Genomic DNA, 24673 nt, shown 5'->3' with positions numbered 1-24673 from the left:
GGGGGAGTGCGCGGGCGTGCGCTCCGGGTTACGACAGGGCGTGCCAGGCCTTGATCAGCGCCTGGCGGAACTGCTCGGTCTGGTGGGCCGTGAGGTCGCGCACCATCCGCTCCTCCAGCTCCCTGACCGGCCCCGCGTGCCGGGTGAGCAGCTCCCGGGCGTCGTCGGTGAGCAGGATCAGCAGCTCCCTGCGGTTGCGGGGATTGCGCTCCCGGCGCACCAGCCCGCGGCCCTCCAGGGAGCGGACGAGATCGGCGATGGACTGCGCGGTGACGAAGGAGTCGCGCGCCAGCTGGGCCGCCGACAGTCCGTCGTGTCGCTCCAGGACGGTCAGCGCGGTGTACTGGAGAGCGGTGATCCCGGAGGGTCTGACCAGCTCGTCCAGGTGGGAGCGCACGACGAGCTCCACCTGCTTGACCATGTAGAGCAGGGAAGGGGGCGCCTTGGTCACCTGTGTGTCGAGCATGGATGCAGGCTAGAGCATTGACAGGAAACCTGTCTGTAAAGAGACTGCGAACCAACAGGAATCCTGTTGGTTGAAATCTTGGCGACGACGCTGGGGAGCGGCGATGACCACCTTCGAGAGGGAACCCGGACAGCTGTTCATCGGGGGCGGGTGGCGCGAGGCCGCCGACGGGGCGCGTACCGAGGTGGTCGACCCGTCCCGGGGCACGGTCGTCACCACCGTCGCGGAGGCGGGCCCCGCCGATGTCGACGCGGCCGTACACGCCGCCCGCGAGGCCTACGACGACGGCGCCTGGTCCGGGCTGAGCGGCCGCGAGCGGGGCCGGGTGCTGCACCGCGTCGCCCGGCTGATCCGCGAGAACGCCGACGAGCTGGCCGCCTTGGAGAGCCTCGACGTCGGCAAGCCCATCTCGCTGTGCGGAGCGGTCGACGTGACGAACGCGGCCAACGACTACGAGTACTTCGCGAACCTCGCCCAGAGCCAGGACGGCGCCCTGCGCGACACCCCCATGAACGCCCTCGCCTACACCAGGCGCGAGCCGCTCGGCGTGGTCGCCGCGATCACCCCGTTCAACTTCCCGCTGATCCTCGCCGGCTCCAAGCTCGCCCCCGCGCTCGCGGCCGGCAACACGATCGTCCACAAGCCCGCCGACGAGACCCCGCTCAGCGCCCTGTACATGGCCCGGCTCCTCCAGGAGGCGGGCGTACCGGACGGTGTGGTCAACGTCGTGACCGGCAGCGGCCCGGTCGCCGGCGAGGCACTGCTGCGCCACCGCGGCGTGGACAAGGTCGCCTTCACCGGCTCCACCGCGATCGGCCGGCATGTGGCGAGCGTCGCCGGCGAGGCACTCAAGCCCGTCACCATGGAGCTGGGCGGCAACGCGGCCCACATCGTCTTCGAGGACGCCGACCTGGAGAAGGCGGTCGGCGCGGTCATCAAGGGCTTCGTCTTCAACACCGGCCAGTTCTGCATGGGAGGCCCGCGCCTGCTGGTGGCCCGCTCGGTGTACCCGACGCTGCTCGGGATCCTCGCCGAGGCCGTGCCCGGCGTGCCGATCGGCGACCCGCGCGACCCGGCCACGGTCATCGGCCCGATGGCGGCCGAGAAGCACCTGAAGAAGGTCGAGGAGTACGTCGCCCTGGCCCGCAAGGAGGGCGCCCGCATCGTCTGCGGCGGCGAGCGGCTCGACCTCGACGGCGGCTACTACTACCAGCCCACCGTCATCGCCGACCTGTCGAACGACTCCCGCGTGATCCAGGAGGAGATCTTCGGCCCCGTCCTCACCGTGCAGCCCTTCGACGACGAGGACGAGGCCGTCGCCCTCGCCAACTCCACGCCCTACGGCCTGGCCTCGGGCGTCCAGACCAGCCATCTCGCCCGCGCCCACCGGGTCGCCGACCGGCTCCGGGCCGGGATCGTCTGGATCAACGACTGGGCGATGCTCGACCCCGCCGTGCCCTTCGGCGGTGTGAAGGACTCCGGCTACGGCCGTGAGTACGGGCCCGAGGCCCTCGCCGGTTACACCAAGGTCAAGTCCGTCGTCGTCTCGCTCGACTGAGACACCGTCAAGGAGCCATTGCGATGCCCACCACCACCCGTGCCGCGGTCGTCGAGTCCGGCGGCGCGCCCTTCACCCTCTCCGATGTCGTCCTCGACGAACCCGGCCCGCACGAGGCACTGGTCCGCATGGTCGCCACCGGCCTGTGCCACACCGACCTCGGGGTGGCGAGCGGCGGACTGCCCTTCCCGCTGCCCGGGGTCCTCGGCCACGAGGGCGCGGGCGTCGTCGAGGCCGTCGGCTCCGCCGTCACCGGCGTCGCGCCCGGCGACCACGTCCTGCTCTCCTTCACCTCCTGCGGCGACTGCCGCAACTGCCGCGGCGGGCACCCCGCGTACTGCGCGACCTGGCTGCCGCTGAACCTGCTCGGCGGCAGCCGGGCCGACGGGACGCACACCATCAGCCGGGACGGAGAGGCCCTGGGCGGCCACTTCTTCGGCCAGTCCTCCTTCGCCGAGTGGGCACTGGCCGACGAGCGCAGCCTGGTCAAGGTCGACGCGGACGTGCCGCTGGAGTCGATCGCCCCGCTCGGCTGCGGTGTACAGACCGGTGTGGGCGCCGTCTGGAACGTCCTGAAGCCCGACACGGGCAGCACGGTCGTCGTCCTGGGCGCCGGAGCGGTCGGCCTGTCGGCCGTGATGGCGGCGGCCCTCACCCCGGCCACGAGGATCGTCGCCGTCGACCGGGTCGCCGAACGCCTCTCGCTGGCCACCGAGCTGGGCGCCACGCACACCGTCGACACCAGCCGGGAGGACCTGGCCGAGTCCCTCGCCGGCATCACGGGCGGACAGGGCGCGGACGGGGTCGTGGAGTCCACCGGCAACGTCGGCGTCCTGCGCCAGGGCGTCGACGCGCTCGCCGCCCGCGGCACCCTGGTCGTCGTCGGCGCCCCGCCCTTCGGCACCGAGGTCGCCCTGGACGTCAACGGCCTGCTCGGCGGCAAGCGGATCGTCGGCCTCACCCTCGGCGACAGCGAGACCCAAACCATGATCCCCGCCCTGGTCCGCCTGGCGAAGGAGGGCCGCCTGCCGCTGCACCGTCTGATCAGCACCTATCCCTTCGGGGACATCGACCGGGCGGTCCAGGACATGAGGTCGGGCAAGACGATCAAGCCGGTGCTGACGTTCTGACACCGGCGACTGAGCAGGGCGTGGCCCGAGGCGCGGCCGGATGGTTCGGGAGCTATCGGAGGGCGTCAAGGTGTTTGGCCCGGTCGGCCTTTGGACTCGTCGTAGGCCGTTCCGTTCTGGAGGCAGTGGAAGAGCACGCCCATGAAGCGGTTGAACAGGTCGCGCTGTGCTGCGACGTGGCGGTCGCCTGCTGCTTTGCGTCGGTCGTAGAGACACGGGCCCCGGTTGAGGATCCAAGGCCTTGAAAGCTGCGGATGACCGATGGGGACTGCAGCCGCCGTCGTGTCAGCCTTTCGGCCGCGGTCGGAGTCGGCGCCGCGGCCAGGATCGCCGGGTAGAACTCCCGCACCTGGGAGCGGAGCTTGTTGTGGGCCTGGCCGCGGTCCCAGACGGCGTCCTGCTGGGCCCGTGCGAGCACGGCGATCGCTTGCACGAGCTCCGAATCCGCAGGAAGGGACCGGTGCACGGCCATGTCGGTCCGCAGGATGTTCGCCGGCGCGGCGGCGTCGACAGCGTCGGACTTCTTGCGGGCGACTGGCACGTGTTCAAGCACGGGCGGGCGCGAAGCCGACCTCGTCTTGTCAACAGGACTCAATGGTCCGGGCATACTCAAGGCTCGCTTCGTGCCCCGAAGGGGTTCTCGCGGCGGCCCGCCCGGTCGGTCACGATCCGGACGTGATCCAAACCTGGAACAGGCCCTAGAGACCGCCCCCGGCTCGGGGACGGTTCCGGCGGCGGACCGTCATCCGCAGGGTGTGCGGCCGTACGGTGAGCCGGGCGACCTGGCGGATGACCTGGCCCCCGGCGAGTTCCAGCCGTACCGAACGCAGCATCGTCGCGAGCGCCGTGACCATCTCGGTGAGGGCGAGACGGTCCCCCATGCACTTGTGCTTGCCGTCCCCGAAGGGCAGGAACGCGCCCGGGGGAGGCTCCTGCGCGGGGTCGGTCCACCGGTCCGGGGCGAAGGTGTGCGGGTCGGGGAAGCGCTCGGGGTCGCGGTGCAGGGCGTGCTGGCAGTAGGCCAGTTCGGTGCCGGCGGGCAGTGTCCACTCGCCGAGCCGAGTCTCCTCGGTGGTGCGGCGGGTGACCAGCCAGCCAGGGTGGTGCAGCCGCAGGGTCTCGGTGATGACCCGGTTCAGGTACGGCAGCCGGAGCACGTCGTCGAAGGCGACCGGCCGTTCGCCGAGGACCTCGTCCAGCTCGGCCAGGACCTGGGCCTCGATGTCGGGGTTGCGGGCGAGTTCGTACAGGGCCCAGGACAGCACCGACGCGGTGGTCTCGGTGCCCGCGACGGCCAGGGTGAGGATCTCGGAGCAGATCTGATGCCCGGTCAGCGGCTCGCCGGTCTCCTCGTCGATGGCGCGCAGCAGCATGGAGAGCATGTCCCCGGTGTCGTGCCCGGAGGCCTGCAGTTCATCGACGGCGGTGTTGATGGTGGCACGTACGCCGGCCCGGGCCCGGTCGAAGCGGCGGTTGAAGGGCAGCGGCAGACGCTCGGCCCAGTCGGGCAGCATGATGCGCACACCGACGTCGTTCAACACCACCGACAGGTCGCTGCGCAGCCGGCGGAAGACTCGGTCGTCGAGGCTGCCGGCGAACACCGTCTTGGCCAGCATGTCCAGGCTGAGCCCGACCATCGCCTCGCGTACGTCGAGGGTTCGCCCGGGCTCCCAGCCGGCGACCGTGGCCGTCACCTCGGCACGCATGATGTCGACGTACCGGCTGATCTCGGTGTGGGCGAACGCTGGTTGCAGCTGGCGGCGTTTGCGTACGTGGGTCCGGCCGGTGGCGGTGACGACACTGTCGCCCAGCAGCTGGCCCAGCTTGTCGTAGAGCCGGCCCTTGTCGAGGCTGGGCCCCAGGGCCTTGAGCATCTGGTGGATCAGGGCCGGGTCCTGGACCACGATGGTGCGTGTCCCGGGTTGCAGGACGATCTCGACAAGTGGTTCTCGTGTCTCGCGCAGCGAGTCGATGAAGCCGAGGTTGTCGCGCATTTTCAGAGTGTGGCCGATGAACGGAAACGATCCTGCGGCTCGAGGTATGGGGGGAGGCGCAGTGGACGTCACGGGTCATCACCTTCACGGCAATCATGGGTTCATGGGCGCCCCTATGACTTCCCTGAACCTTCCCAAGTGCAATCCTGACATGAGCGTGTCCTGCGCCACGTGGCGATCTGGTGGGGAGGGGAGGGGGAGCCCTCTCTCCTCTCCGGCTTTCGTTGAATCCCCCCTGCGGCTCACGGGCACGCCGGAGGGAGCCAAGCGCGTCGCGATGGCCGATGGCGGACAGGCCGAAGCAGACGTCGTCGTCTCCACCGGCCACAAGGCCAAAGGCCGCGAATGGCTGTTACCCGCGCCCGTCAGCGACTCGACCTCGGCGGCCTGTCCGGCGTGGGATCGGCTCGGACCTCCACCTAGCCGGCCCGTCCTCCCTCGGCCTCCCACGACAACGTAGATCGTCGTGCTCGCGCCGCACCGGCATCCTCCTGGAGTCCGGCCAGTCCGCCCAGCCCGGCTAGTCGTTCACCAGCACCAGCTTCCCCGTAGTACGCCCGGTGTCGCCCAGCGTGTGCGCCTCCGCGGCAGCGGCCAGCGGGAAGGTGCCGGCGATCGTGGCGCGGAGCCTGCCCGTCTCGGCGAGTTCCGCGATCGCAGCCATGTCGGCGCGGTCGGCGTCCACGAGCATGCGGAGCCCCCGTACGCCGAGCCGCTCGGCCTCCTCGTAGAACTCGTTCGAGCCGCCCGGGAGGATCGAGACCACGACACCGCCGGGGCGCAGGACGCGCAGGGAGCGCAGGGCGTTGTCGCCGCCGATCGTGTCCAGGACGACGTCGACGTCCTTCACGGCCTCGGTGAAGTCCGTCTCCCGGTAGTCCACCGTCTCGTCCACGCCGATCCCGCGCAGGAACTCGTGCTTGCCCGCGCTCGCGGTGCCGATCACGTAGGCGCCGCGCGCCTTGGCGATCTGCACCGCCACGTGCCCGACCCCGCCCGCCGCGGCATGGATCAGCACCCGCTGTCCGGGCCGCACGTCCGCGTGCTCCACCAGCGCCTGCCACGCGGTGAGCGAGACCAGCGGCAGCGCGCCCGCCTGGACGTGGTCGATGCCGGTCGGCTTGCGGGTGAGGGCGCGGACCGGAGCGATGACGTACTCCGCGTGCGAGCCGTGCCCGTACGGATACGGCAGCATGCCGAAGACCTCGTCACCGGGCGCGAAGGCCACGACGCCGATGCCGGCCGCCTCCACCACCCCGGAGACGTCCCAGCCGAGGACGAAGGGCGCGTCGCCCAGGAATCCGCCGGTCGCGCGGTGCTTCCAGTCGGTCGGGTTGACCCCGGCGGCCCGCACCCGGACCAGCACCTGGTTCGGCCCCGGTACCGGGCGCTCGACGTCGACTTCCTTGAGGACCTCGGGACCGCCGAGGACGTCCTGGCTGATGGCTCGCATCGTGTTCTGTGTGCTCATGGTGATCAAGCGTGCCGGTCCGCGCACCGCTCGCCAATGGCAAGATTGCCAACCTTCGATAGGATCGTGCCATGCGACGAGAGCGAGTGGTGGTCCTGGCCCTGGACGGGGTGTACCCCTTCGAGCTGGGCATCCCCAGCCGCATCCTCGGCGCCGCCGACGGCCGGTACGAGGTGCTGACCTGCTCGGCCGACGGCGGTCCGGTGCGCACCAACGCGGACTTCGGCGTCACCGTGGAACACGGCCCCGAGGTCCTGGCCACGGCCGGCACGGTGGTGATCGCGCCCGTCGCGCCGGACCGTCTGACCGACGAGGTGCCGGGCGAGGTCCTCGCCGCCCTCGCGCTGATCCGGCCCGGCACGCGCATCGTCTCCATCTGCACCGGCGCCTTCGTCCTCGCCGCCGCCGGGCTCCTCGACGGGCGCAGGGCGACCACCCACTGGCAGGTCGCCGACCGGTTCCGGACCATGTTCCCGCTGGTCGACCTCGACCCGGACGTGCTGTTCGTCGACGACCACCCGTTCCTCACCTCCGCCGGAGCCGCCTCCGGCGTGGACATCTGCCTGCACCTGGTCCGCAAGGACCACGGCAGCCGGCTGGCCAACACCGTCGCCCGCCGCTGTGTGGTCCCGCCGTTCCGGGACGGCGGCCAGGCCCAGTACATCGAACAGCCCGTCCCCGAGCAGGGCGCCGCGAGCACCGCGGCCACCCGCGCCTGGATCCTGGAACGCCTCGGCGACCCCATCACCCTGGCCGACCTCGCCGGCCACGCCCGGATGAGCCAGCGCACCTTCGCCCGCCGTTTCCACGACGAGGTGGGCCTCAGCCCCGGCCGCTGGCTGATCCAGCAGCGCGTGGCCCGGGCCCGGCACCTGCTGGAGTCCAGCGACCTCACGGTGGACCAGATCGCGGGCCGGGTCGGCTTCGCGACGGGCGCGTCCCTGCGCCAGCATCTGCACGCGGCGATCGGGGTGTCCCCGCAGGCGTACCGCCGCACCTTCCAGACCGCCCGCTGACGTGCCCGCGGTCCTGTACGCAGCCAACTCCCGGAGCCAGCAAAGGGATTTGTCGACCTGTTCCTTTCTGTCGGAGCGTGACGGAACCCTCACGTCCGCAGGGTGACGAGGTTGATCCTTTCGGGTCTAAACCCGATAAGGTTCCGATCGGCGCTGCGAGTTGACGCGATCGCGTCCGGTCGACTCGCGGTGCGTACTCATGAGTGCGATCCACACCCCCCCTGTTCGATCGTGTTTGTTCGAAGGATGCAGATGGAACTCGCCACTCCGCCACCGGCGGCGCGGGCCCCTGTCGCCTGGTACAGCTGGTGGTTGATGCCGCTGGGCTTGGGAGGCGGGACCGTTGCCGCCACGTTCATGAGCTCGGAGCGAATAACCGCGGCTGTCGCCGGTCTCGCGGCGACGGCGGCCAGTGCCGTGTGCGTACGCCTGCTGCTGCGCACCCGGGCACACCTGCACAAGGCGGAGAACTCTTTCCGCACCACGCAGGCCGAGCACAACCAGCAGTGGCAGCAGCACGTGGCGGGCCTGGAACGGAAGTTCTCCGCCGAGCGCGCCTCCCTGGAGTCCCAGCTCACCGAGCAGAACGCGACCTACGAGCGGCGCCTGGCCGACCAGAGCGCCACGTACGAGACGCAGCTCTCCGACACCTCCCGGGCCTACGAGGAACGGCTGACCGAGCAGGCCACGTCCTACGAGGCCCAGCTCGCCGACCAGGCCGAGGTCTGGCAGGAGCAGCTCTCCCACCAGCTCGCCGCGGTCGCCCGGCTCGCCGACGAGCAGCTGCCCTCCGCGATGGGGGCGCTGCGCTCCGGCGACGCCATCGACGACGTCCTGCCCACGCTCAACCAGTGCGCCAAGGTCAGTTCCGACCTCCAGGCCGAGCTGCGCAAGGTGCTGCGCACCGCCCTGATCGGCCTGGAGTCGGAGTTCGACCGCTCCACCTCCGCCGAGCAGGCCGTCATCAGCATCGGCAACCGCATCCACGTGCTGACCAGCAAGCTCCGCGGCCGTCTGCACGAGATGCAGGGCGAGCACGGCAGGCTGCCGGCCGTCGCCCGCGGCCTGATGGAGCTCGACCAGGAGATCGGCCCCGCCGACTGTCTCGCCGCCAGCATCGGCGTGCTCGGCGGCTCGGACCGGCCCGGCCGGCAGTGGCAGGAACCGCAGCGGCTGCTGAGCGTGGCCCGCGGCGGCATCGGCCGGATCAAGGACTTCCACCGGATCCAGGTCCGCCACCTGCCCGAACTCGGCGTCGACGGCGGTCTCGTGGACCACCTCACGCTGATCTTCGCTCACCTTCTCGACAACGCGGCCCGTTACTCGCCGCCCACCGAGCCGGTGCTCATCTCCGGCAAGGAGGTGCCCAACGGCGTCGGCATCGAGATCCAGGACTCCGGCAAGGGTCTGAGCGAGGAGAAGAAGCGCGAGGCCGAGCACGCCCTCGCGGGCACCGCCCCCGGAGCGGGCCTCGGCGGCATCACCGAGGACGCGAACATCGGTCTGCGCGTCGTCGGTGCCCTCGCCCGTCGCTACGGCATCCGCGTCACCTTCGCGGACTCCCCGTGGCTCGGCACCTCCGTGGTGGTCGTGGTTCCGCACAAGTACTTCAGCCCGCTGCCCGCTGCCGCCGCACCGGCCCCGCCCGCCGCCCCCGAGGTCCGTACCGCCATGGCGGCCCCGGCGGCCCGAGAGACGGCCGCCGCACCGGCACCGGACGGCCCGGCCGAGGCCGCGGAGACCACGCCCGGCGGACTGCCCCGGCGCCGCAGCAGGCGGAACGAAGGGGCCGAGCCCAGGCAGGCCGAGCGGACGGACCGGAGCACCGCCTCCGCCATCCCGCCGGACGCCTCGTTCTCCGGCCTCGCCGCCTTCGCCACCGCCGGACGCGACGCCGAAGAGGCGTCCCGGGCGCCCGGCGACCGCGACACCGACGCCGGACGCGAGTCCAACGAGCACCGCACCGAAGAGAGCGACTAGTCCTCATGACACAGCAAGGAACAGATGTGAGCTGGGCGCTCCGCGATCTCGTCGAGAGCATCCAGGAGATCCGTTTCGCCCTCGTGGCCTCCAGTGACGGCAAGGCCATCACCTCCTACGGCGCCGAAGACCCCGACGACGTCGACCGCTTCGCCGCCGTGGTGGCAGGCCTGCAGGCCCTCGCCCAGCCGGTCGCCGAGCAGTTCCCCAAGTACGCCGGGCAGTTGCGCCTGGCGATGATCGAAGTCGACGGCGGGCACCTCTTCGTGGTCCGCGCAGGTGTGGAGACCTACCTCGGTGTCCTTGCCAGGGAAGGCCTCGACCAGGGCCTGCTCGGGCACCAGATGAGAGACCTGGCCCGCAGGATGGGTGAGCTCCTCGGCACCACTCCGCGCCTGGAGGAGCACTCTGGATGAGTGCTCCCCGCAGGCCGTCGGACCCCTCCGGTCTCGAGCGCTACTACGTCCTCACGGGCGGACGCAGCGGACCGGGCGGTTCGGCGTCGAGCCTCGACGTGGCGACGCTCGTCGTCGCCCGCGCAGCCCCGTTACCGGGCATGCAGCACGAGCACGAGGAGATTCTCCGCCGGTGCCGCGACCCGCTGTCGGTCGCCGAACTCGGCGCTCACCTCGGGCTGCCCTTCAACATTCTCGCAGTGCTGCTGTCGGACCTGCTCGTCGCAGGTCGCGTCGAAGCGCGTAACCCCATCCCGGCGCACGACGCCGGCCGCGGGCCCGACCTCGCGCTCCTTGAGGAGGTACTCAGTGGACTTGAAAGGCTTTGACCAACCCGGAGGGCGGGCGGGCGGGGACGCCCGCTCGGTGAAGGTGATGATCGCCGGCGGGTTCGGCACCGGGAAGACCACCATGGTCCGGTCGGTCAGCGACATCAAGCCGCTCACCACCGAGGAGACCCTCACCCAGGCCAGTGCCGACGTCGACCGTCTCATCGGCGTCGCCGACAAGACGCAGACCACCGTCAGCCTGGACTTCGGCAAGATCGGCATCAACGAGAGCCTGGTGCTGTACCTGTTCGGCACGCCGGGGCAGGAGCGCTTCTGGTTCCTGTGGAACGGGCTGTTCAAGGGGGCGCTCGGCGCGATCGTCCTGGTGGACACCCGCCGCCTGGAGTCCAGTTTCCGGGCGATCGAGGAGATGGAGCGGCAGGAGGTCCCCTTCGTCGTCGCCCTGAACGTCTTCCCCGACTCGACCAACTACCCGGTCGAGGAGATCCGGGACGCCCTGGACATCCCCGAGCACACCCCGGTCGTGGCCTTCGACGCCCGCGACCGGGCCTCCAGCCGGGACGTCCTCGTCGCCCTGATCCACCACCTGAAGGAACGCTCGGCCGTGGCCCTGGAGCCCCGATGAACGACTCGACCGAAAACGCCCTCCAGGTCCCGAGCGGCTGCCCCGTCGCCCATCACGGGTCCGATCTCGCCCGGCTGTACGGGCCGGAGGCGGCGACCGACCCGGTGGGCATCTACGAGCGGCTGCGCAAGGAACACGGCTCGGTCGCGCCCGTCCTCCTCGAAGGCGACGTGCCGGCCTGGCTGGTCCTCGGCTACCGCGACAACCGGCGGGTGCTCGACAATCCCCGCCAGTTCAGCCGGGACGCGCGGATCTGGCGGGACTGGCGGGAGGGCCGGATCGAGGAGACCTCGCCGATCATGCCGATGGTCGGCTGGCGCCCCGACTGTGTGTCCCAGGACGGCGAACCGCACCGCAGGCTGCGCGGCGCCGTCACCGACGGGTTGCAGGCGGTGGCCGCCCGGGGCATCCGGCGGCACGTCACGTACTTCGCGAACAAGCAGATCGACGCGTTCGCCGACGCCGGGCACACCGACCTCGTGGCCGACTACGCCGAGCAGCTGCCGATGCTCGTGCTGACCAGGATGCTGGGCCTTCCCGCGGCGGACGGGCTGCGCATGATCGAGTCGTGCGCCCAGGTCTTCAAGGGTGGTGAGGGCGCCCTCGAGCACAACGACCGGATCATGCAGATCCTCGGGGAACTCGCCGAGCGCAAGCGGGCCGAGCCGGGCTCCGACTTCGCCACGGCCCTGCTGGAGCACCCGGCCGGCCTCGACCACGATGAGGTCGTCAGCCATCTGCGCCTGGTGCTGATCGCCGCGCACACCACCACCAGCAATCTGCTGGCCCGGGTCCTGCAGCGGGTCCTCACCGACGCCGCCCGGCTGTCCGGTCTGGTCAGCGGGGAGCTGAACGTCTCCTCAGTGGTGGAAGAGGTCATGTGGGACGCCCCGCCGCTGTCTGTGCTGCCGGGCCGGTTCGCAACCGCCGACATGGAACTCGGAGGCCACCACGTCCAGGAGGGAGAACTGCTCATCCTGGGCCTGGCCGGCGGCAACCTCGACCCGGAGGTACGGCCCGACACGGCCGTCGCCGTGCAGGGCAACCAGTCGCACCTGGCGTTCAGCGCCGGACCGCACGAGTGCCCGGGGCAGAACATCGGCCAGTCCATCATCGAGATCGGCGTGGACGTTCTGCTGCACCGGCTGCCGGACCTGCGCCTGGCTGTACCGCCGGAAGAACTCAGCTCGACGGCCTCCACGTGGGAGTCCCGGCTGGACAGCCTGCCGGTCGAATTCGCCGTCTAGGCCATGCCTGCGGACCGTTGCCCGGCCGGCTTCCGGCCGGGCAACGTGGGTGGGTGCAGGCGGTGGGGGACGATCAGGCCGATGTCGAGGTGAGCGGGCACAGGCTGGGCCGTTGCCACCACCAGGCGGGTGCGAGCAGCGGCCCGAGCCTTCAGGATCGAGGCGTCAGCCGTCGAGCCAGTCGCCCGCGACGCCCGTGGGACGATACCCCGTGGCGTTCCAGAGGAAATGCGGGTGGGCACAGCCGAACATGTAGGCGAGCAGTGCGGTGTCTTCCCTCCCGGTCTGAGGGTCGTGCAGGGTGTGGAACCTCTCGGATCCGACTACGCCGGAGTCTTGTTGGACATGACGGGCGCGGTCCGGCGATGGTGCGGCGCTGGATGCCTCCACGGCGGCGATGTAGGTGCGGCGCAAGATCTCCCATGTGCTGTCCGTGTTGCCGTACCAGGGGCCGTGCAGTGCTTCGAAGGCATGGAGCTCGGCGTCGAAGAGGCGCCATGTCCGGGGGTATTGGGCTCGACAGCGTGCGGACAGTTCGGCGGCCCGGGTGCTCAGTGCCGGTGCGGTGGGCCGCGGGGCGATGGTGAGGGTGGTGCCGTGGGTGAGGATGCCGGTGCATGGGTTGGGCTGCAGGTCGCACAGCGGGCACTCCTCGGCCGGGGGGAGGCCCTGGGTGATGCCGTCGAACCACAGGGCGTGGCGGCCCGTGAGCCCCATCCAGACGGTGGTGGTGGTCATCAGCCAGGTGTTCCACATCGGGTTGTGGGCCTCGGGCATGCAGCCGTACTTGACGACGGCTATCGCGCAGGCCGCGTAGAGCGCCTTGGTGTGGGTGGGCATGTCGGCGAGCCAGAAGTTGCTGATCTCGCCGGTGAGGGCGTCGGCTCGTACATCGGCCATGTCGTCGATGACGCGGCACAGCAGCAGGGAGGCGAGGTTTTCTTCCTGCCAGAGTTCGGTGTCGGGGGCGACGTGCCAGAACAGGCAGTCCAGCATCTGCAGGGCTGAGTAGGTGCTCTGGTTGAGCGGGTTGGTCTGGGGGAGCATGACGCTGCCCGCGTCGTGCTGTTGGATCCAGTACTCGTCGACGGATCGCTTGTGGGCTGCGAAGAGTCCGGAGACCAGGGCCCGTGCGCTGTTGGTGCTGAAATTCTCGGCCAGGCGGCCTTCGATGTGTTGAGTGAGGCGCGTTGTGTCGATGGTGTCGATCACGCGTTTGTATTCGTGGAAGACGAGGATGTCGTTCTCGAAGCGGTGGCGGTGGCCGAGGTCTCGTTCGAGGTCGTTCATCTGCCGGGTCCAGGACCATCCACCGGTCAGGACGCTGTCGAGTTCCCGGCGGTAGGGCCAGGTCTTGACGGTGAGGGGACGACCGGCGCTCTGCCGCCAACGGTAGTCGTCCAGCGTGCGTGCGGGGGGCGTGGGCAGCCGACGGCACAGAGGGCAGGCGCAGACGGTTGTCTGCTCCTCCTCGCGCGGCGGGGTGAGTGCCCGGCTCCTCCAGGCCCCTTCCAGCATCGTGCAGGTCAGTCTGCAGACCTCGATGTCGGTGCTGACTTGGGGGAAGGCCGCCTCGATCATGCGCAGGCTGGTGTCGAGGTGCCTCAACCTGGCGTAGCCCTCCTCGTCGGGCGGGAGGAACGCGGGCCGCGCCAGATGGAGGGCTCCCTCCACTTGCAGCGTCGTGCTGGAGCGGGGGGAGCCGAATGCGTTCAGCCGCTGCTGAGCGGCGTTCTGGGACCTTCGGTACTGCTCCGTGCTCCCATTGATCTGTTTCCCCAGCAGGCGGGCCAGGGTGTTCCCCGCCTCCGTGGGCTGGAGCTGGGCGCTCGGCTGCGCCGGGAGCGAGCTGTCGGCGGATGCCTTCGGAACAGCACCTGCGACTCGAGATTTCACACCGGTCTCCCCATGAGCTGTGGTCCTGGCAACGGAATCGATCGACCGTGGTCGTTGACCTGCCGTGTCCGGGAATCTTCTGTACTTTCCGCGACGGCCTCGCCGGACAGCCGGACTCATGCGACCGGCTGTGGCTCCTGCTGCGAACGACCGTGAGAGGCACGACTGCTGCGATGACGGCACTCCTGCCGCAAGGCGAGCACCTGCATCGCCGCCTCAGCTGTGTTGATCAGGAAGCACTCGTAGCTGACCGGGGTGTCGAAGGGAGGTCGAACCGGACGTCCTGAAGCATGTGCTTCCTTTCGGGAGACGGACCGCAGAGCCCCCCGGCCCCTGCGAGCGGACGGTGTCTTGACCGGCCGCACACTCGAACTCGGCTTCGCGATCCGAACGTTGAACCGAGAAGCGGTACGAGACTGCCCATGGCGTGAATGAGCCATTCCGTGACACTGCCGTGATCTCGGTTACTGCGGAAAGCGCTTGAGCTGCGTACACTCCCTCGTCCCTCACCCGGCGTGCCCCGTCCGCCGGGCCTCCCCGGCCTCTTGGCGTCACACTGGACACCGTTCGTTCTGACGACTCTTCAGGAGGCGCACCGACGATGATGTCCGCACCCGTACGCGGCGCTGAGCAGCGCAAGAAGGACACCCTGCACCGTCTGGACCACGACGTGGACGCCTGGGTCGCCACGGCCGACAGTGCCTCGGGGACGCCGCACCTGGTCCCGCTGTCCTTCCTCTGGAACGGCTCGTATCTGCTGTTCGCCACGCCCGCGTCGAGCCCCACCGGACGGAACCTGACCGCGACCGGACGGGCCCGGGTGGGCATCGGGCCGACCCGTGACGTGGTCCTCGTCGAGGGCACCGTCGAGACCGTCCAGCCCGGCGAGCTGACCGAGCAGGACGCCGAACTCTTCGCCGCCAAGACCGGCTTCGATCCCCGCCGGCTGGCCACGCCGTACCTCTACTTCCGCGTCGTGCCGCGGCGGGTGCAGGCGTGGCGGGAGGCCGACGAACTGGACGGTCGTGAACTCATGCGCGACGGAAGGTGGTTGACGGCCGACTGAATCGGCCGTGCCGGGATAACCGCAAGGTACGAGGCCGCGGGGCAGCACGCCCCACGGCCGGAATCCTGCGGAGGAGACATGGCCCTGGTGAAAGCGGGTGTCCTGGTGCTCGACTGCGCCGAGCCCGAGAAGCTCGCCGTGTTCTACAAGGAGTTGCTGGAAGGGGAGGAGTCGGACGCGACGGCCAACCGGGTGGAGATCAAGAGCGCCGACGGCTTCCGGATCGCCCTGCGCCGGGACGTCAACGCCACCCCGCCCAGCTGGCCGCGCCCCGAGAACTCCCTCCAGGCCCATTTGGAGTTCGTGGTGGACGATCTCGACGCGGTGGAACGCCGGGTCGTCAGCCTGGGCGGACGTCCCCTGGAGGCCAAGGACGCCTCGGGCCCCCTGGAGGAACGCGGCTACGCCGACCCGGCGGGCCACTCCTTCACCCTGCGCCGCACCGCACCGACGGCACCCAAGCAGGGCTGAACGCGGCGTTCTTCCATTGCCGTTCAGCCGGTCGCCGGCAGGGGCCGGACGGTGAGGATCTGCTGGGCGTGCCCGACGGGGCCGGTGAGGTCGTGCAGGACGGTGCTGGTGACGCCCTGGCCGGTGGGGCCGAAGACGACGGTGGTGTCGAGCCCCGTCCAGCGGCCTTCCGGCCGGCGGTGGAGATGGAGGGTGAGGTCGACGTTGGGGAACATCCAGTCGCCGGGCGGGCGGCGCACGGCGATGCCGTTGGCGGTGTCGACGAGCGCGACGTAGGACGCGAGAGGACTCGCGGCCTGTCCGGCGACGAGGCCGAGCCGGGTGGAGACCCAGGCCGTCGTGCGGCCCGGCCGCGGGGGCGCGAGCGGCCGGACGTCCAGGGAGGCGATGTATCCGCCGGGCCACACGGAGGTCAGCGGCCAGGGCGTGAGGGTCTCGGGGGCAGCGAGTGCGTCGGCGCCGCCGCCGGCGACCTCCGTGGTGTCGTGGTCGGTGAGGAGCCAGGCGCGGGCCCGCACGACGGGACGGCCGGCGATGAGCGCGACCGCTTCGAGGAGTTCGATGGTGCGGCCGGGCCGGAGGCTCTCCACCCGGATCTCGCACTCGTCCAGGGCGAGCCGGCCGAGGATGTCGAAGCTGATCCGGGACAGCGCGAGGCCGGTGTCCGGTCGTGTGGCCAGATACCGGTCGACGGCGTGCGTCATGAGGCCGGCGAGCGGGCTGAAGTGCTGCTCGTCCGGGTCCCACGCACCGCCCGCGTGGACAGTGGGCTTGAAGCGGTGCGTGTCGACGGGCTCGTAGTAGTGGTCGGTGTACAAGGGGCGCGTGCCTTTCGGGCGAGGGACGTCAGTGCGCGAAGACCGCGCCGGCCAGGGCCACGTGGACGGCCGTGCCGGCGAGGATGCTCAGCAGGGCGTTGCGGAGCCACAGGTGCAGGCCGACGGTGACGGCCAGGGCGGCCAGCGGGGCCACGGCGCGCGACTCGGTGAGCGGCAGATCGCGCAGGCAGTAGACGACCAGGATCACCATCACCCCGGCGGGCATCCGGCTGCTGAGGTAGCGCACGGTGGCGCTGGCCCGCAGCGGGGCCAGGGCGGCGAACGGCAGGGCGCGCAGCGACCAGGTGACGGCGGCGGTGACGAGGACCGCGACGACGGCGTAGGTGTCAGACATGGGCGGGCTTCCTCCGGGTGGCGAGCCGGCGTGCCAGGAGTCCGGCGGTGAACAGGGCGAAGGCCGCCGGCAGCAACTGCCCGGGACAGAGGAGGCGGGCGCCCAGGGCGCAGAGCAGGGCGAGCACCGGGGTCGGCAGGTCGCCCCGCAGGTCACGGATCGCGTCGAGGGCGAGGACGACGAACAGCGCGGTCAGGGCGAAGTCCAGCCCGGTGACACCGTCCGGGACGAGGGCGCCCAGCAGGGCCCCGGCCGTGGCGCTGCCGGCCCAGTACAGATGCATGAAGAACTGCAGCCACAGGATGCGCGGGCTGGACCAGCCGCGGGCCTGTCCGCCCGCGGTCAGCGCGTACGCCTCGTCGGTGAGCGCGAAGGTGCTGTACGTCCGGGCGAGTCGGCCCCGCACGCGGTGCAGGGGAAAGGACAGGGCGTAGAAGGCGTGCCGTGCCTGCACCAGGAAGGCGGCCAGGGCGATGGACGCCAGCGGCGCGGCGGCCACGACCATGCCGATGAGCAGGAACTCGAACGAACCGCCGTAGATCAGCGCCGCGGACAGCCCGGCCCACCACCAGTCGAGCCCCGACTGGACCACGAGCGTCCCGAAGGCGAGACCGAGCGGCACCATGCCGAGGCCCACGGAGGCACAGTCCCGGAAAGCGGCCCGCGCCGCAGGGCTTATTCGCATGTCGACATTTTAGGAAAGTTCGCACCTCATATGGTTGCTGATTGTGGCCCTATGATCTCCCTATGGGCAATGAAAGTGGCCTCGATGCCGTCGACCGCGAAATTCTGTTTCATCTGCGCCAGGACGGTCGGTTGTCGAACGTCGAGCTGGCCAAGCGGGTGGGGCTGACACCGCCTCCCTGTCTGCGCCGGGTCAAGCGCCTGGAGGAGAGCGGCGTCATCGCCGGCTACCGGGCCGTCATCGACCCCGGAGCCGTGGGCCGCGCGCTCGAAGTGCTCGTCGACGTCGAGATCTACGCCCAGGACCGCAGGACCGTCGAGGAGTTCGAGACCACCGTGGCCTCCTATGAGGAGGTCGTCGAGTTCCGGAGGATGTACGGGCGCCCCGACTACTTCCTCCGTGTCGCCGTGGCCGATCACGCCGCTTACGAGGCCTTCATGATGAGCAGGCTCAGCGGCCTGCCCGCCGTCCTGCGCCTCGAGTCGCACCTCACCATGAAGACGATCAAGGTGGACGGCTGAGCGGACGCCGGGCACAGGCCGGCCCCGCCCGCCGTACAGGCCGGACGGGGCCGGGCGAGGCCGGGCAGGTGTCAGTCCCGGCCGCCCTTCTCATTGGTCGGCCATGTTCCGGTCGAACGCTCGATGGCCTTGGCGCCCGCGCGGTCCACGGCGCTGCGCACCACCGAGAAGATGACGCCCTGGACCGCGGCGGCCAGGAGGATCTCGCCCCAGCCGCGGTCCCGGTCCAGCGCGTCGGGCGCGTCCTCCTCGTGCCGGATCGCCATCCACGCCTTGCGGAAGGCGAGCCCGGACAGCCAGCCGCTCGACCAGCCCAGGATGAACCCGAGGGGCTGGTAGGCGATGGGCAACTTCTTCTTCTTGGCCACGTGGATCTCCTTCGTCGCTCAGGGGGGTGGGTGGGAGTGGTCAGGGGGTGTGCGCCGCAGGGACCCGCTCCTCGGCGCGGACCGGCCCCGGCGGCGTGCCGTCACCGAAGGGCCGGCCGCCCAGCTCCTCACGGTGGTGCGGGGTCAGCCAGCCGGCCAGGTCCGGGCCCAGCGGCACGACGCGGGTCGGGTTGATGCCCGTGTGCACCTGGTAGTAGTGGCGCTTGATGTGGTCGAAGTCGACGGTGTCGCCGAACCCGGGCGTCTGGTACAGGTCACGGACGTACCCCCACAGCACCTGGTTCTCCGTCAGCTTCCAGCGGTTGCACTTGAAGTGGCCGTGGTAGACCGCGTCGAAGCGGACCAGCGTGGTGAACAGACGGATGTCCGCCTCGGTGATCGTGTCGCCGACGAGGTACCGCCGCCGCTCCAGCCGCCCCGCGAGCAGCTCAAGACGCCGGAACACGCCCGTGCAGGCGGTCTCGTACTCCTCCTGCCCGGTGGCGAACCCCGCCCGGTACACGCCGTTGTTGACGTCCTGGTAGACGTCCGCCATCACCTCGTCGATCTCGTCGCGCCGCGCGTCCGGGTACAGGTCGGGCGCGCCGTCCCGGTGCAGGGCCGTCCATTCGGTCGCGAGGTCGAGCGTGAGCTGCTGGTAGTCGTTGGTGACGAGCTTCCCGCTGGGCACGTCCACGATCGCCGGCACGCTGACACCGCCGGGGTAGCCGGTCTCCCGCCGGTCGTAGGCCTCGCCGAGGTAGCGGATGCCGAGGACCGGGTCGCGGCCGTCCTCGTCCAGCGTGAAGCGCCAGCTGCGGTCGTCCTGGATCGGGTCGGCGACGGCCAGGGACAGCGCGTCCTCCAGGCCGAGCAGCCGCCGGGAGACCAGCGACCGGCTCGCCCACGGGCAGGCGCGGCTGACGACCAGACGGTAGCGGCCCGCCTCCACCGGCCAGCCGTCCCGGCCGTCCGTCGTGATCCGGTCCGCGAAATGCGCCTTGGACCGTTTGAACGCCCTCCTGCCGTAGGCGCTGTTGCCGTCGCCGTCGTCGCGGCTCATGGGGGTGACCTCCTTGCCGTACGTGTGACCTGCCGGTCGTGCGAGTGCCCTGGTGAACGCGTTCCCCTTTTTCCGGCGACGGCACGGTGTGAGCACCGCCGACCGGGGCAATCGGCGTGGGTGAGTGATGAAGGAAGTGATCGCAGGACCCGCGTCACCGTGCTGGTGGCGCTCGCGGCCAACCTGGTGATCGCGGCGGCCAAGGCCGTCGGCGGTCTGGCCGCGGGATCTCCCGCCCTGCTGTCGGAGGCGGCCCACTCGGTGGCCGACAGCCTGAACGAGGTCTTCCTGCTGGCGGCTCTGCGCCGCAGCCGCCGTCCCGCCGATCGGCGGCACCCCTTCGGCTACGGCAAGGAGCGGTTCTTCTGGTCGCTCCTCGCGGCGGTCGGGATCTTCGTCATGGGCGGCTGCTTCTCGTTCTTCCAGGGCTTCGAGGCCCTCGCGAGCGGATCGGAGGAGAAGCTCAGCGGCTATGTCGCCGGCCTGATCGTGCTCGGCATCGCCCTCCTCGCGGAGGGCGGCTCCTTGTTGCGCGCCCTGTACCAGGTGCGCGGGCAGGGCGGCATACGCGCCGGGCTGCGTGACCCGGCCCTGCGCACGGTCGTCGCCGAGGACGGCACCGCGGTGCTCGGCGTCACGCTGGCCATGGCCGGCATGGCCCTGCACATGGTCACCGGCCAGGTGGTGTGGGAGGCGTCCGCCTCACTCGCGATCGGCGCCCTGCTGGTCTACGTCGCCTACCGGCTGGGCCGGGAGGCGCGCGACCAGCTGATCGGCGAGGCCGCCGACCCGGAGGCCAGCGGGCGGATCCGGGCGCTGCTGCGGGCGCAGCCCGAGATCGACAGCGTGGAGGCACTGTTCACGATGAAGACGGGCCTGGACTCGGCCCTCGTGGCCGCCCGCGTCGACCTGGTGCCCGGCCTGGACAGCGAGCACGTCGAGGACGTCGCCGTCCGCATCAAGCGTTCCATCGCCCGGACGGTGCCCGAGGCGGACCAGATCTTCCTGGACGTCACGGACCGCAGCGCCCGGGAGGCAGCAGAAAGCCCCGCCGCGACGGGGGAACGCGGCGGGGCCTGAACCACGCGTGCCCCGCCGCCAGCGGTTCATGCACCCCGAGCGGAATTTCTTTCCCGCCCGTCCTGGCCTCAGTCGCGGGCCACGGGCTCCAGCACGAACAACGGAATCTCGCGGTCCGTCTTCTTCTGGTAGTCCGCGTAGGCCGGATAGGCCGCGACGGCCCGCTCCCACCACTCGGACTTCTCCTCGCCCGTGACCTCACGGGCGGTCATGTCCTGTTTCCGGGGCCCGTCCTGGAGTTCCACATGCGGGTCGGACTTGAGGTTGAAGTACCAGACCGGGTGCTTGGGCGCACCGCCGAGGGAGGCGACGGCGGCATAACGCCCGTCGTGCTCCACCCGCATCACCGGTGTCTTGCGCAGCTTGCCGCTCTTGGCGCCCCGTGAGGTCAGGACGACGACCGGCATCTTGGAGCCCTGCAGCGTCGTCCCCTCCGTACCGCCGGAGCTCTCGTACAGTTCCACCTGCTTGCGCACCCACTGCGTCGTGCTGGGTTCGTACTCGCCTTCGAGAGGCATGGCAATCCGTCCCATCGTCGTGTCAGAGGCCGACCGGTAACTGATATTTGCCCTCAACACCGGTCCACGCGCGAATCATCCTGGAGAAACCGCCATTCGCACGGCCAGAGCCGTCGTCACCCCGCTCGCCACCAGCGCCGTCGCCAGCCGGCCCCGGTGACCGGTCAGCGCCCGGCCCAGCAGGGCACCGCCCCCGGCGAGCAGCACCTGCCAGCTCGCGGAGGCGGCGAAGGCGGCCAGGACGAACACACCCTGCTCCACCGGCCCGGCCGGACCCGTGGCCCGGGAGCCGAGCACGAGCGCCGCGAAGTAGATCACGGTGGTGGGGTTGAGCAGGGTGATGCCGAGCAGCCCTGCGTAGGCCCGGGCGGGACCCGGGGGAGCGGGGGCCGTCCGCGTGGCGAGCCGGTGTCCGCGGTACTCGCGCAGGGCGGTGACCGCGCCCCGCACCGCCAGCCCGAGCAGCACCAGGACACAGACCCAGCGCAGCGGCCCGAGCACCGGCCGCAGCGCGCCGGCCAGGGCCGTACCCCCGAGCGTGGCGGCGAGGGCGTACAGCCCGTCCGCGGTGGCGACGCCGAGCGCGGCGCAGACTCCGGTACGCAGGGACGTGCGGGCGGTGAGGGAGACGAGGTAGGTCCCGACCGCGCCCACGGGGACGGCGATGCCGTACCCGGCGAGCAGCCCCGCGAGGAGCGCGGCCGTCATGACCGAGGCGGCTTCGGCCCTTCACCACGGCCGGACCGCTGCTGTCGGCGCGCGGCGGAGGCGGCGACGGACAGCGGCAGCGACGGCGAAAGGGCATCGAGCGTAGACATGGCTGGATCCTGGGGCCTGCCCCGCCGCAGCGACAACCGGTTTTCGAATCGCCGCCGGAGCCCCCGGCTCCCTTCAAGGGCCCTGTTCGCTCATCACGGGCTCCCGCCCCCGCCCTTCGAACGTGAAGACGGTATTCCCCGGCCATGTTGCCGCTGCAACCGATCTGGCCGAACTTCGCGTCGCCCTATAGGTGCCCGGGGCATCTAATGATGATCGGCACGACGCACTACTCGTCTGCGAGGTCTTCATGACGGACACGACCGCACCCGTCGCCTTCCCCCAGAGCCGGACCTGCCCCTACCACCCGCCCGCCGCCTACGACCCGCTGCGCACCGAGCGCCCCCTCACCCGCATCACCCTCTTCGACGGCCGCGAGGCCTGGCTGGTCAGCGGGCACGCGATCGCCCGCGCGCTGCTGGCCGACCCGCGTCTGTCGTCCGACCGCGACCGGCCCGGCTTCCCCGCCCCGACCAAGCGGTTCGCCGGGATCCAGAACCGCAGAACGGCCCTGCTGGGCGTCGACGACCCCGAACACCGCGTCCAGCGGCGTATGGTCGTCGGGGACTTCACCCTCAAACGGGCCGTCGAACTCCGGCCACGGATCCAGCAGATCGTCGACGAACGGCTCGACGCGATGATCGCCCAGGGCCCGCCCGCGGACCTGGTGACCGCCTTCGCGCTGCCCGTGCCGTCCATGGTGATCTGCGCCCTGCTCGGCGTCCCCTACTCCGACCACGACTTCTTCGAGACCCAGTCCCGACGGCTGCTGCGCGGCCCGGAGACCGCCGACGTGCTGGACGCCCGCGACCGGCTGGAGTCGTACTTCGGCGAGTTGATCGACCGCAAGCGGAAGGACCGGGGGACCGGTCTGCTGGACGACCTGGTCCACCGCCGGCCGGACGACGGCGCACTCGACCGCGAGGGCCTGATCGCCATGGCGCTCATCCTGCTGGTCGCGGGCCACGAGACGACCGCCAACATGATCTCGCTCGGCACCTTCACCCTGCTCCAGCACCCCGAGCGGCTCGCCGAACTGCGCGCGGACCCGCGGCTGCTGCCGACCGCGGTCGAGGAGCTGATGCGGATGCTGTCGATCGCGGACGGCATGCTGCGCCTGGCCGTCGACGACATCGAGGTGGCCGGGACGACGATCAAGAAGGGCGAGGGCGTGGTCTTCGCGACCTCCGTCATCAACCGCGACGAGACGGTCTACCCCGAGCCGGACACGCTCGACTGGAACCGCCCGTCCCGGCACCACGTGGCGTTCGGCTTCGGCATCCACCAGTGCCTCGGCCAGAACCTCGCCCGCGCCGAACTGGAGATCGCCCTGCACACCCTCTTCGACCGGCTTCCCGGCCTGCGCCTCGCCGCCCCCGCCGACGAGATTCCCTTCAAGCCGGGCGACACGATCCAGGGGATGCTGGAACTCCCCGTGACCTGGTAAGAGGCTTCCGCACATGCACATCGACATCGAAATCGACACGGACGTCTGCATCGGCGCGGGCCAGTGCGCCCTGACCGCCCCGGAGGTGTTCACCCAGGACGACGACGGCTACAGCGCCCTGCTGCCCGGCCGGGAGGACGGCGGCGGCAGCCCACTGGTGCGGGAGGCGGCCCGGGCCTGTCCGGTGAGCGCCATCACCGTCTCGGACAGGGTGGGCTGAGGCCCGGCCTCACGTGGTCCGCAGGAGCAGCCGGGCCGCCTCGCGTGCCTCGGCCGCGGGCTCGGCGCTCCTGGTGACCCCCGCCGTGACCATGGCACCCTCGGCCAGCAGGAACAGCTGCCCGGCCAGCGCGTCGGGCAGCCCCGCCGCGGCCACGAGCGAGGCGAGGTAGTCCCGGAACGCCCGCTTGTGCGCGCGCACTTGGCCGGCCACGCGCGCGGACGTGGCGCCGAGCTCACCGTAGGCGTTGATCCACGCGCAGCCGCGGAAGCCCGGCTCGCCGAACCACTCGCCGAGCCAGTCGAACACGGCCAGGATCCGCTCCTCCGGCTCCCCGTGCCGCTCGACGTACTCGGCCAGCTGACCGCGCCAGCGCGCGTCACGCCGCTCCAGATACGCCTCCACCAGTTGCTCCTTCGCCGGGAACAGCTGGTACAGCCGCTTGAGCGACACCCCGGACATGCCGCGCACGTCGTCCATCCCGACGGACCGCACGCCCCGCCCGTAGAACAGCTCCTCGGCCGCGTCCAGCGCCCGCTCCCGGGCCACCGCGCTGTCCATGTACCACCACTCCTTGACGCGAGAACGAGCGTTCTCCTACGGTAGCAGCCATCGGGAGAACGCTCGTTCTCCACTGTGACCGGGGAGAATCGATGACCGACCGCCCGCCCCTGCCGCCCTTCACCCGCGAGACCGCCGCACAGAAGGTCCAGGCCGCCGAGGACGCCTGGAACACCCGCGACCCGCACAAGGTCGCCCTCGCCTACTCGCAGGACTCCGTCTGGCGCAACCGCGACACCTTCGTCACCGGCCGCGCCGAAATCGCCGAGTTCCTGACCCGCAAATGGGAGCGCGAACAGGAGTACGCGCTGCGCAAGGACCTCTGGGCCTTCGACGGCAACCGCATCGCCGTCCGCTTCCAGTACGAGTGCCGGGACGCGGAGGGACAGTGCTGGCGCTCCTACGGCAACGAACTGTGGGAGTTCGACGAGCATGGGCTGATGACCCGCCGCGAGGCCAGCATCAACGACGTACGGATCGAGGAGAAGGAACGCCGCATCCTCGGCCCGCGGCCTGAGCGGGAACGCGGTCACACCTTCCCCCTCCGGTGAACCCG

At 70.8% G+C, this 24673-nt stretch carries 27 protein-coding genes and 1 pseudogene; 15 read left to right on the top strand and 13 right to left on the bottom strand.

Features of this window, described 5'->3' with window-relative positions; translation table 11 throughout:
* Nucleotides 1–28: 28 nt before the first annotated feature.
* Nucleotides 29–466, bottom strand: coding sequence for a MarR family winged helix-turn-helix transcriptional regulator (locus tag ACFT4A_RS13920; protein ID WP_382829313.1), 438 nt, complete (start codon nucleotides 464–466; stop codon nucleotides 29–31).
* A gap of 103 nt (nucleotides 467–569) precedes the next feature.
* Between ACFT4A_RS13920 and ACFT4A_RS13915 the strand changes: the two genes are divergently transcribed.
* Complete coding sequence (locus ACFT4A_RS13915) at nucleotides 570–2024, top strand: aldehyde dehydrogenase family protein (RefSeq protein ID WP_382829311.1); 1455 nt, start codon at nucleotides 570–572, stop codon at nucleotides 2022–2024.
* A gap of 23 nt (nucleotides 2025–2047) precedes the next feature.
* Nucleotides 2048–3154 (top strand): NAD(P)-dependent alcohol dehydrogenase, encoded by a 1107-nt coding sequence (locus ACFT4A_RS13910; protein ID WP_382829308.1) that lies wholly within the window; start codon nucleotides 2048–2050, stop codon nucleotides 3152–3154.
* Nucleotides 3155–3419: 265 nt separating this feature from the next.
* Here ACFT4A_RS13910 and ACFT4A_RS13905 read toward each other — a convergent pair.
* The 3 genes and pseudogenes from ACFT4A_RS13905 to ACFT4A_RS13895 all read right to left on the bottom strand — a co-directional run.
* Nucleotides 3420–3689: pseudogene (locus ACFT4A_RS13905) on the bottom strand (transposase); the annotation flags it as partial.
* Nucleotides 3690–3852: 163 nt separating this feature from the next.
* Nucleotides 3853–5220, bottom strand: coding sequence for a cytochrome P450 (locus ACFT4A_RS13900; protein ID WP_382829305.1), 1368 nt, complete (start codon nucleotides 5218–5220; stop codon nucleotides 3853–3855).
* Nucleotides 5221–5668: 448 nt separating this feature from the next.
* Complete coding sequence (locus ACFT4A_RS13895; protein ID WP_382829303.1) at nucleotides 5669–6619, bottom strand: NADP-dependent oxidoreductase; 951 nt, start codon at nucleotides 6617–6619, stop codon at nucleotides 5669–5671.
* A gap of 71 nt (nucleotides 6620–6690) precedes the next feature.
* Here ACFT4A_RS13895 and ACFT4A_RS13890 point away from each other — a divergent pair, with 71 nt between their 5' ends.
* From ACFT4A_RS13890 to ACFT4A_RS13865, 6 genes are all read left to right on the top strand, one after another.
* Nucleotides 6691–7635: a GlxA family transcriptional regulator gene (locus ACFT4A_RS13890; protein ID WP_382829301.1), complete on the top strand. Its 945-nt coding sequence runs from the start codon at nucleotides 6691–6693 to the stop codon at nucleotides 7633–7635.
* Between the two features lie 252 nt (nucleotides 7636–7887).
* On the top strand, nucleotides 7888–9615 hold the full coding sequence (locus tag ACFT4A_RS13885) for a sensor histidine kinase (RefSeq protein WP_382829298.1): 1728 nt from the start codon (nucleotides 7888–7890) through the stop codon (nucleotides 9613–9615).
* A 5-nt stretch (nucleotides 9616–9620) separates the two neighbouring features.
* Complete coding sequence (locus tag ACFT4A_RS13880) at nucleotides 9621–10031, top strand: roadblock/LC7 domain-containing protein (RefSeq protein WP_003994857.1); 411 nt, start codon at nucleotides 9621–9623, stop codon at nucleotides 10029–10031.
* Nucleotides 10028–10399 (top strand): DUF742 domain-containing protein, encoded by a 372-nt coding sequence (locus ACFT4A_RS13875; RefSeq protein ID WP_215116839.1) that lies wholly within the window; start codon nucleotides 10028–10030, stop codon nucleotides 10397–10399. Before ACFT4A_RS13880 ends, ACFT4A_RS13875 begins: the two co-directional genes overlap by 4 nt.
* On the top strand, nucleotides 10380–10985 hold the full coding sequence (locus ACFT4A_RS13870) for an ATP/GTP-binding protein (protein ID WP_215116838.1): 606 nt from the start codon (nucleotides 10380–10382) through the stop codon (nucleotides 10983–10985). Before ACFT4A_RS13875 ends, ACFT4A_RS13870 begins: the two co-directional genes overlap by 20 nt.
* Nucleotides 10982–12232, top strand: a complete 1251-nt coding sequence (locus tag ACFT4A_RS13865; RefSeq protein WP_382829296.1) for a cytochrome P450 — start codon at nucleotides 10982–10984, stop codon at nucleotides 12230–12232. The genes ACFT4A_RS13870 and ACFT4A_RS13865 overlap by 4 nt, the downstream gene beginning before the upstream one ends.
* A 165-nt stretch (nucleotides 12233–12397) precedes the next feature.
* On the opposite strand, the gene ACFT4A_RS13860 is transcribed toward ACFT4A_RS13865, so the two are convergent.
* Nucleotides 12398–14128, bottom strand: a complete 1731-nt coding sequence (locus tag ACFT4A_RS13860; RefSeq protein ID WP_382829293.1) for a hypothetical protein — start codon at nucleotides 14126–14128, stop codon at nucleotides 12398–12400.
* 601 nt (nucleotides 14129–14729) lie between these two features.
* Between ACFT4A_RS13860 and ACFT4A_RS13855 the strand changes: the two genes are divergently transcribed.
* Entirely contained in the window at nucleotides 14730–15194 is a 465-nt protein-coding gene (locus ACFT4A_RS13855; protein ID WP_382829291.1) for a pyridoxamine 5'-phosphate oxidase family protein, read from the top strand.
* A gap of 78 nt (nucleotides 15195–15272) precedes the next feature.
* Nucleotides 15273–15665 (top strand): VOC family protein, encoded by a 393-nt coding sequence (locus ACFT4A_RS13850; protein ID WP_382829289.1) that lies wholly within the window; start codon nucleotides 15273–15275, stop codon nucleotides 15663–15665.
* A gap of 23 nt (nucleotides 15666–15688) precedes the next feature.
* Here the strand turns inward: ACFT4A_RS13850 and ACFT4A_RS13845 are convergent, their stop codons facing one another.
* Genes ACFT4A_RS13845 through ACFT4A_RS13835 form a run of 3 tightly spaced genes read right to left on the bottom strand, consistent with a single transcriptional unit; the run spans nucleotide 15689 to nucleotide 17523 of the window.
* Nucleotides 15689–16483: a thioesterase family protein gene (locus ACFT4A_RS13845; protein WP_382829287.1), complete on the bottom strand. Its 795-nt coding sequence runs from the start codon at nucleotides 16481–16483 to the stop codon at nucleotides 15689–15691.
* Nucleotides 16484–16511: 28 nt separating this feature from the next.
* Nucleotides 16512–16838, bottom strand: a complete 327-nt coding sequence (locus ACFT4A_RS13840) for a branched-chain amino acid transporter permease (protein WP_382829284.1) — start codon at nucleotides 16836–16838, stop codon at nucleotides 16512–16514.
* Nucleotides 16831–17523, bottom strand: a complete 693-nt coding sequence (locus tag ACFT4A_RS13835; RefSeq protein WP_382829281.1) for an AzlC family ABC transporter permease — start codon at nucleotides 17521–17523, stop codon at nucleotides 16831–16833. Before ACFT4A_RS13835 ends, ACFT4A_RS13840 begins: the two co-directional genes overlap by 8 nt.
* Before the next feature lie 62 nt (nucleotides 17524–17585).
* Between ACFT4A_RS13835 and ACFT4A_RS13830 the strand changes: the two genes are divergently transcribed.
* The gene (locus tag ACFT4A_RS13830; protein WP_382829278.1) at nucleotides 17586–18044 is read left to right on the top strand and encodes an Lrp/AsnC family transcriptional regulator; all 459 of its coding nucleotides are present in this window, start codon (nucleotides 17586–17588) and stop codon (nucleotides 18042–18044) included.
* 71 nt (nucleotides 18045–18115) lie between these two features.
* Here the strand turns inward: ACFT4A_RS13830 and ACFT4A_RS13825 are convergent, their stop codons facing one another.
* Both ACFT4A_RS13825 and ACFT4A_RS13820 read right to left on the bottom strand, forming a co-directional pair.
* Complete coding sequence (locus tag ACFT4A_RS13825; RefSeq protein ID WP_382829277.1) at nucleotides 18116–18412, bottom strand: DUF4235 domain-containing protein; 297 nt, start codon at nucleotides 18410–18412, stop codon at nucleotides 18116–18118.
* A 40-nt stretch (nucleotides 18413–18452) separates the two neighbouring features.
* Nucleotides 18453–19475 (bottom strand): glutathione S-transferase family protein, encoded by a 1023-nt coding sequence (locus ACFT4A_RS13820; RefSeq protein ID WP_382829274.1) that lies wholly within the window; start codon nucleotides 19473–19475, stop codon nucleotides 18453–18455.
* Nucleotides 19476–19634: 159 nt separating this feature from the next.
* Here ACFT4A_RS13820 and ACFT4A_RS13815 point away from each other — a divergent pair, with 159 nt between their 5' ends.
* A complete protein-coding gene (locus ACFT4A_RS13815) occupies nucleotides 19635–20555 on the top strand; it encodes a cation diffusion facilitator family transporter (RefSeq protein ID WP_382829731.1) in 921 nt (306 codons plus the stop codon).
* Nucleotides 20556–20623: 68 nt separating this feature from the next.
* Here ACFT4A_RS13815 and ACFT4A_RS13810 read toward each other — a convergent pair whose 3' ends face one another.
* Together ACFT4A_RS13810 and ACFT4A_RS13805 are read right to left on the bottom strand one after the other, a co-directional pair.
* A complete protein-coding gene (locus tag ACFT4A_RS13810; protein ID WP_382829271.1) occupies nucleotides 20624–21073 on the bottom strand; it encodes a nitroreductase family deazaflavin-dependent oxidoreductase in 450 nt (149 codons plus the stop codon).
* A 75-nt stretch (nucleotides 21074–21148) separates the two neighbouring features.
* Nucleotides 21149–21781 (bottom strand): LysE family transporter, encoded by a 633-nt coding sequence (locus ACFT4A_RS13805; RefSeq protein ID WP_382829269.1) that lies wholly within the window; start codon nucleotides 21779–21781, stop codon nucleotides 21149–21151.
* A 358-nt stretch (nucleotides 21782–22139) separates the two neighbouring features.
* On the opposite strand from ACFT4A_RS13805, the gene ACFT4A_RS13800 reads away from it, so the two are divergent.
* Nucleotides 22140–23336, top strand: a complete 1197-nt coding sequence (locus tag ACFT4A_RS13800) for a cytochrome P450 (protein ID WP_382829266.1) — start codon at nucleotides 22140–22142, stop codon at nucleotides 23334–23336.
* A 19-nt stretch (nucleotides 23337–23355) separates the two neighbouring features.
* Nucleotides 23356–23556, top strand: coding sequence for a ferredoxin (locus tag ACFT4A_RS13795; protein ID WP_382829729.1), 201 nt, complete (start codon nucleotides 23356–23358; stop codon nucleotides 23554–23556).
* 9 nt (nucleotides 23557–23565) lie between these two features.
* On the opposite strand, the gene ACFT4A_RS13790 is transcribed toward ACFT4A_RS13795, so the two are convergent.
* The gene (locus ACFT4A_RS13790; RefSeq protein WP_382829263.1) at nucleotides 23566–24117 is read right to left on the bottom strand and encodes a TetR/AcrR family transcriptional regulator; all 552 of its coding nucleotides are present in this window, start codon (nucleotides 24115–24117) and stop codon (nucleotides 23566–23568) included.
* A gap of 92 nt (nucleotides 24118–24209) precedes the next feature.
* Here ACFT4A_RS13790 and ACFT4A_RS13785 point away from each other — a divergent pair, with 92 nt between their 5' ends.
* Nucleotides 24210–24668, top strand: a complete 459-nt coding sequence (locus ACFT4A_RS13785) for a nuclear transport factor 2 family protein (protein ID WP_382829260.1) — start codon at nucleotides 24210–24212, stop codon at nucleotides 24666–24668.
* Nucleotides 24669–24673: the final 5 nt, after the last annotated feature.

Source organism: Streptomyces sp. NPDC057099 (genome assembly GCF_042671245.1).
GTDB lineage: Bacteria > Actinomycetota > Actinomycetes > Streptomycetales > Streptomycetaceae > Streptomyces > Streptomyces purpurascens.
This window is presented reverse-complemented; position numbering and strand designations above follow the sequence as displayed.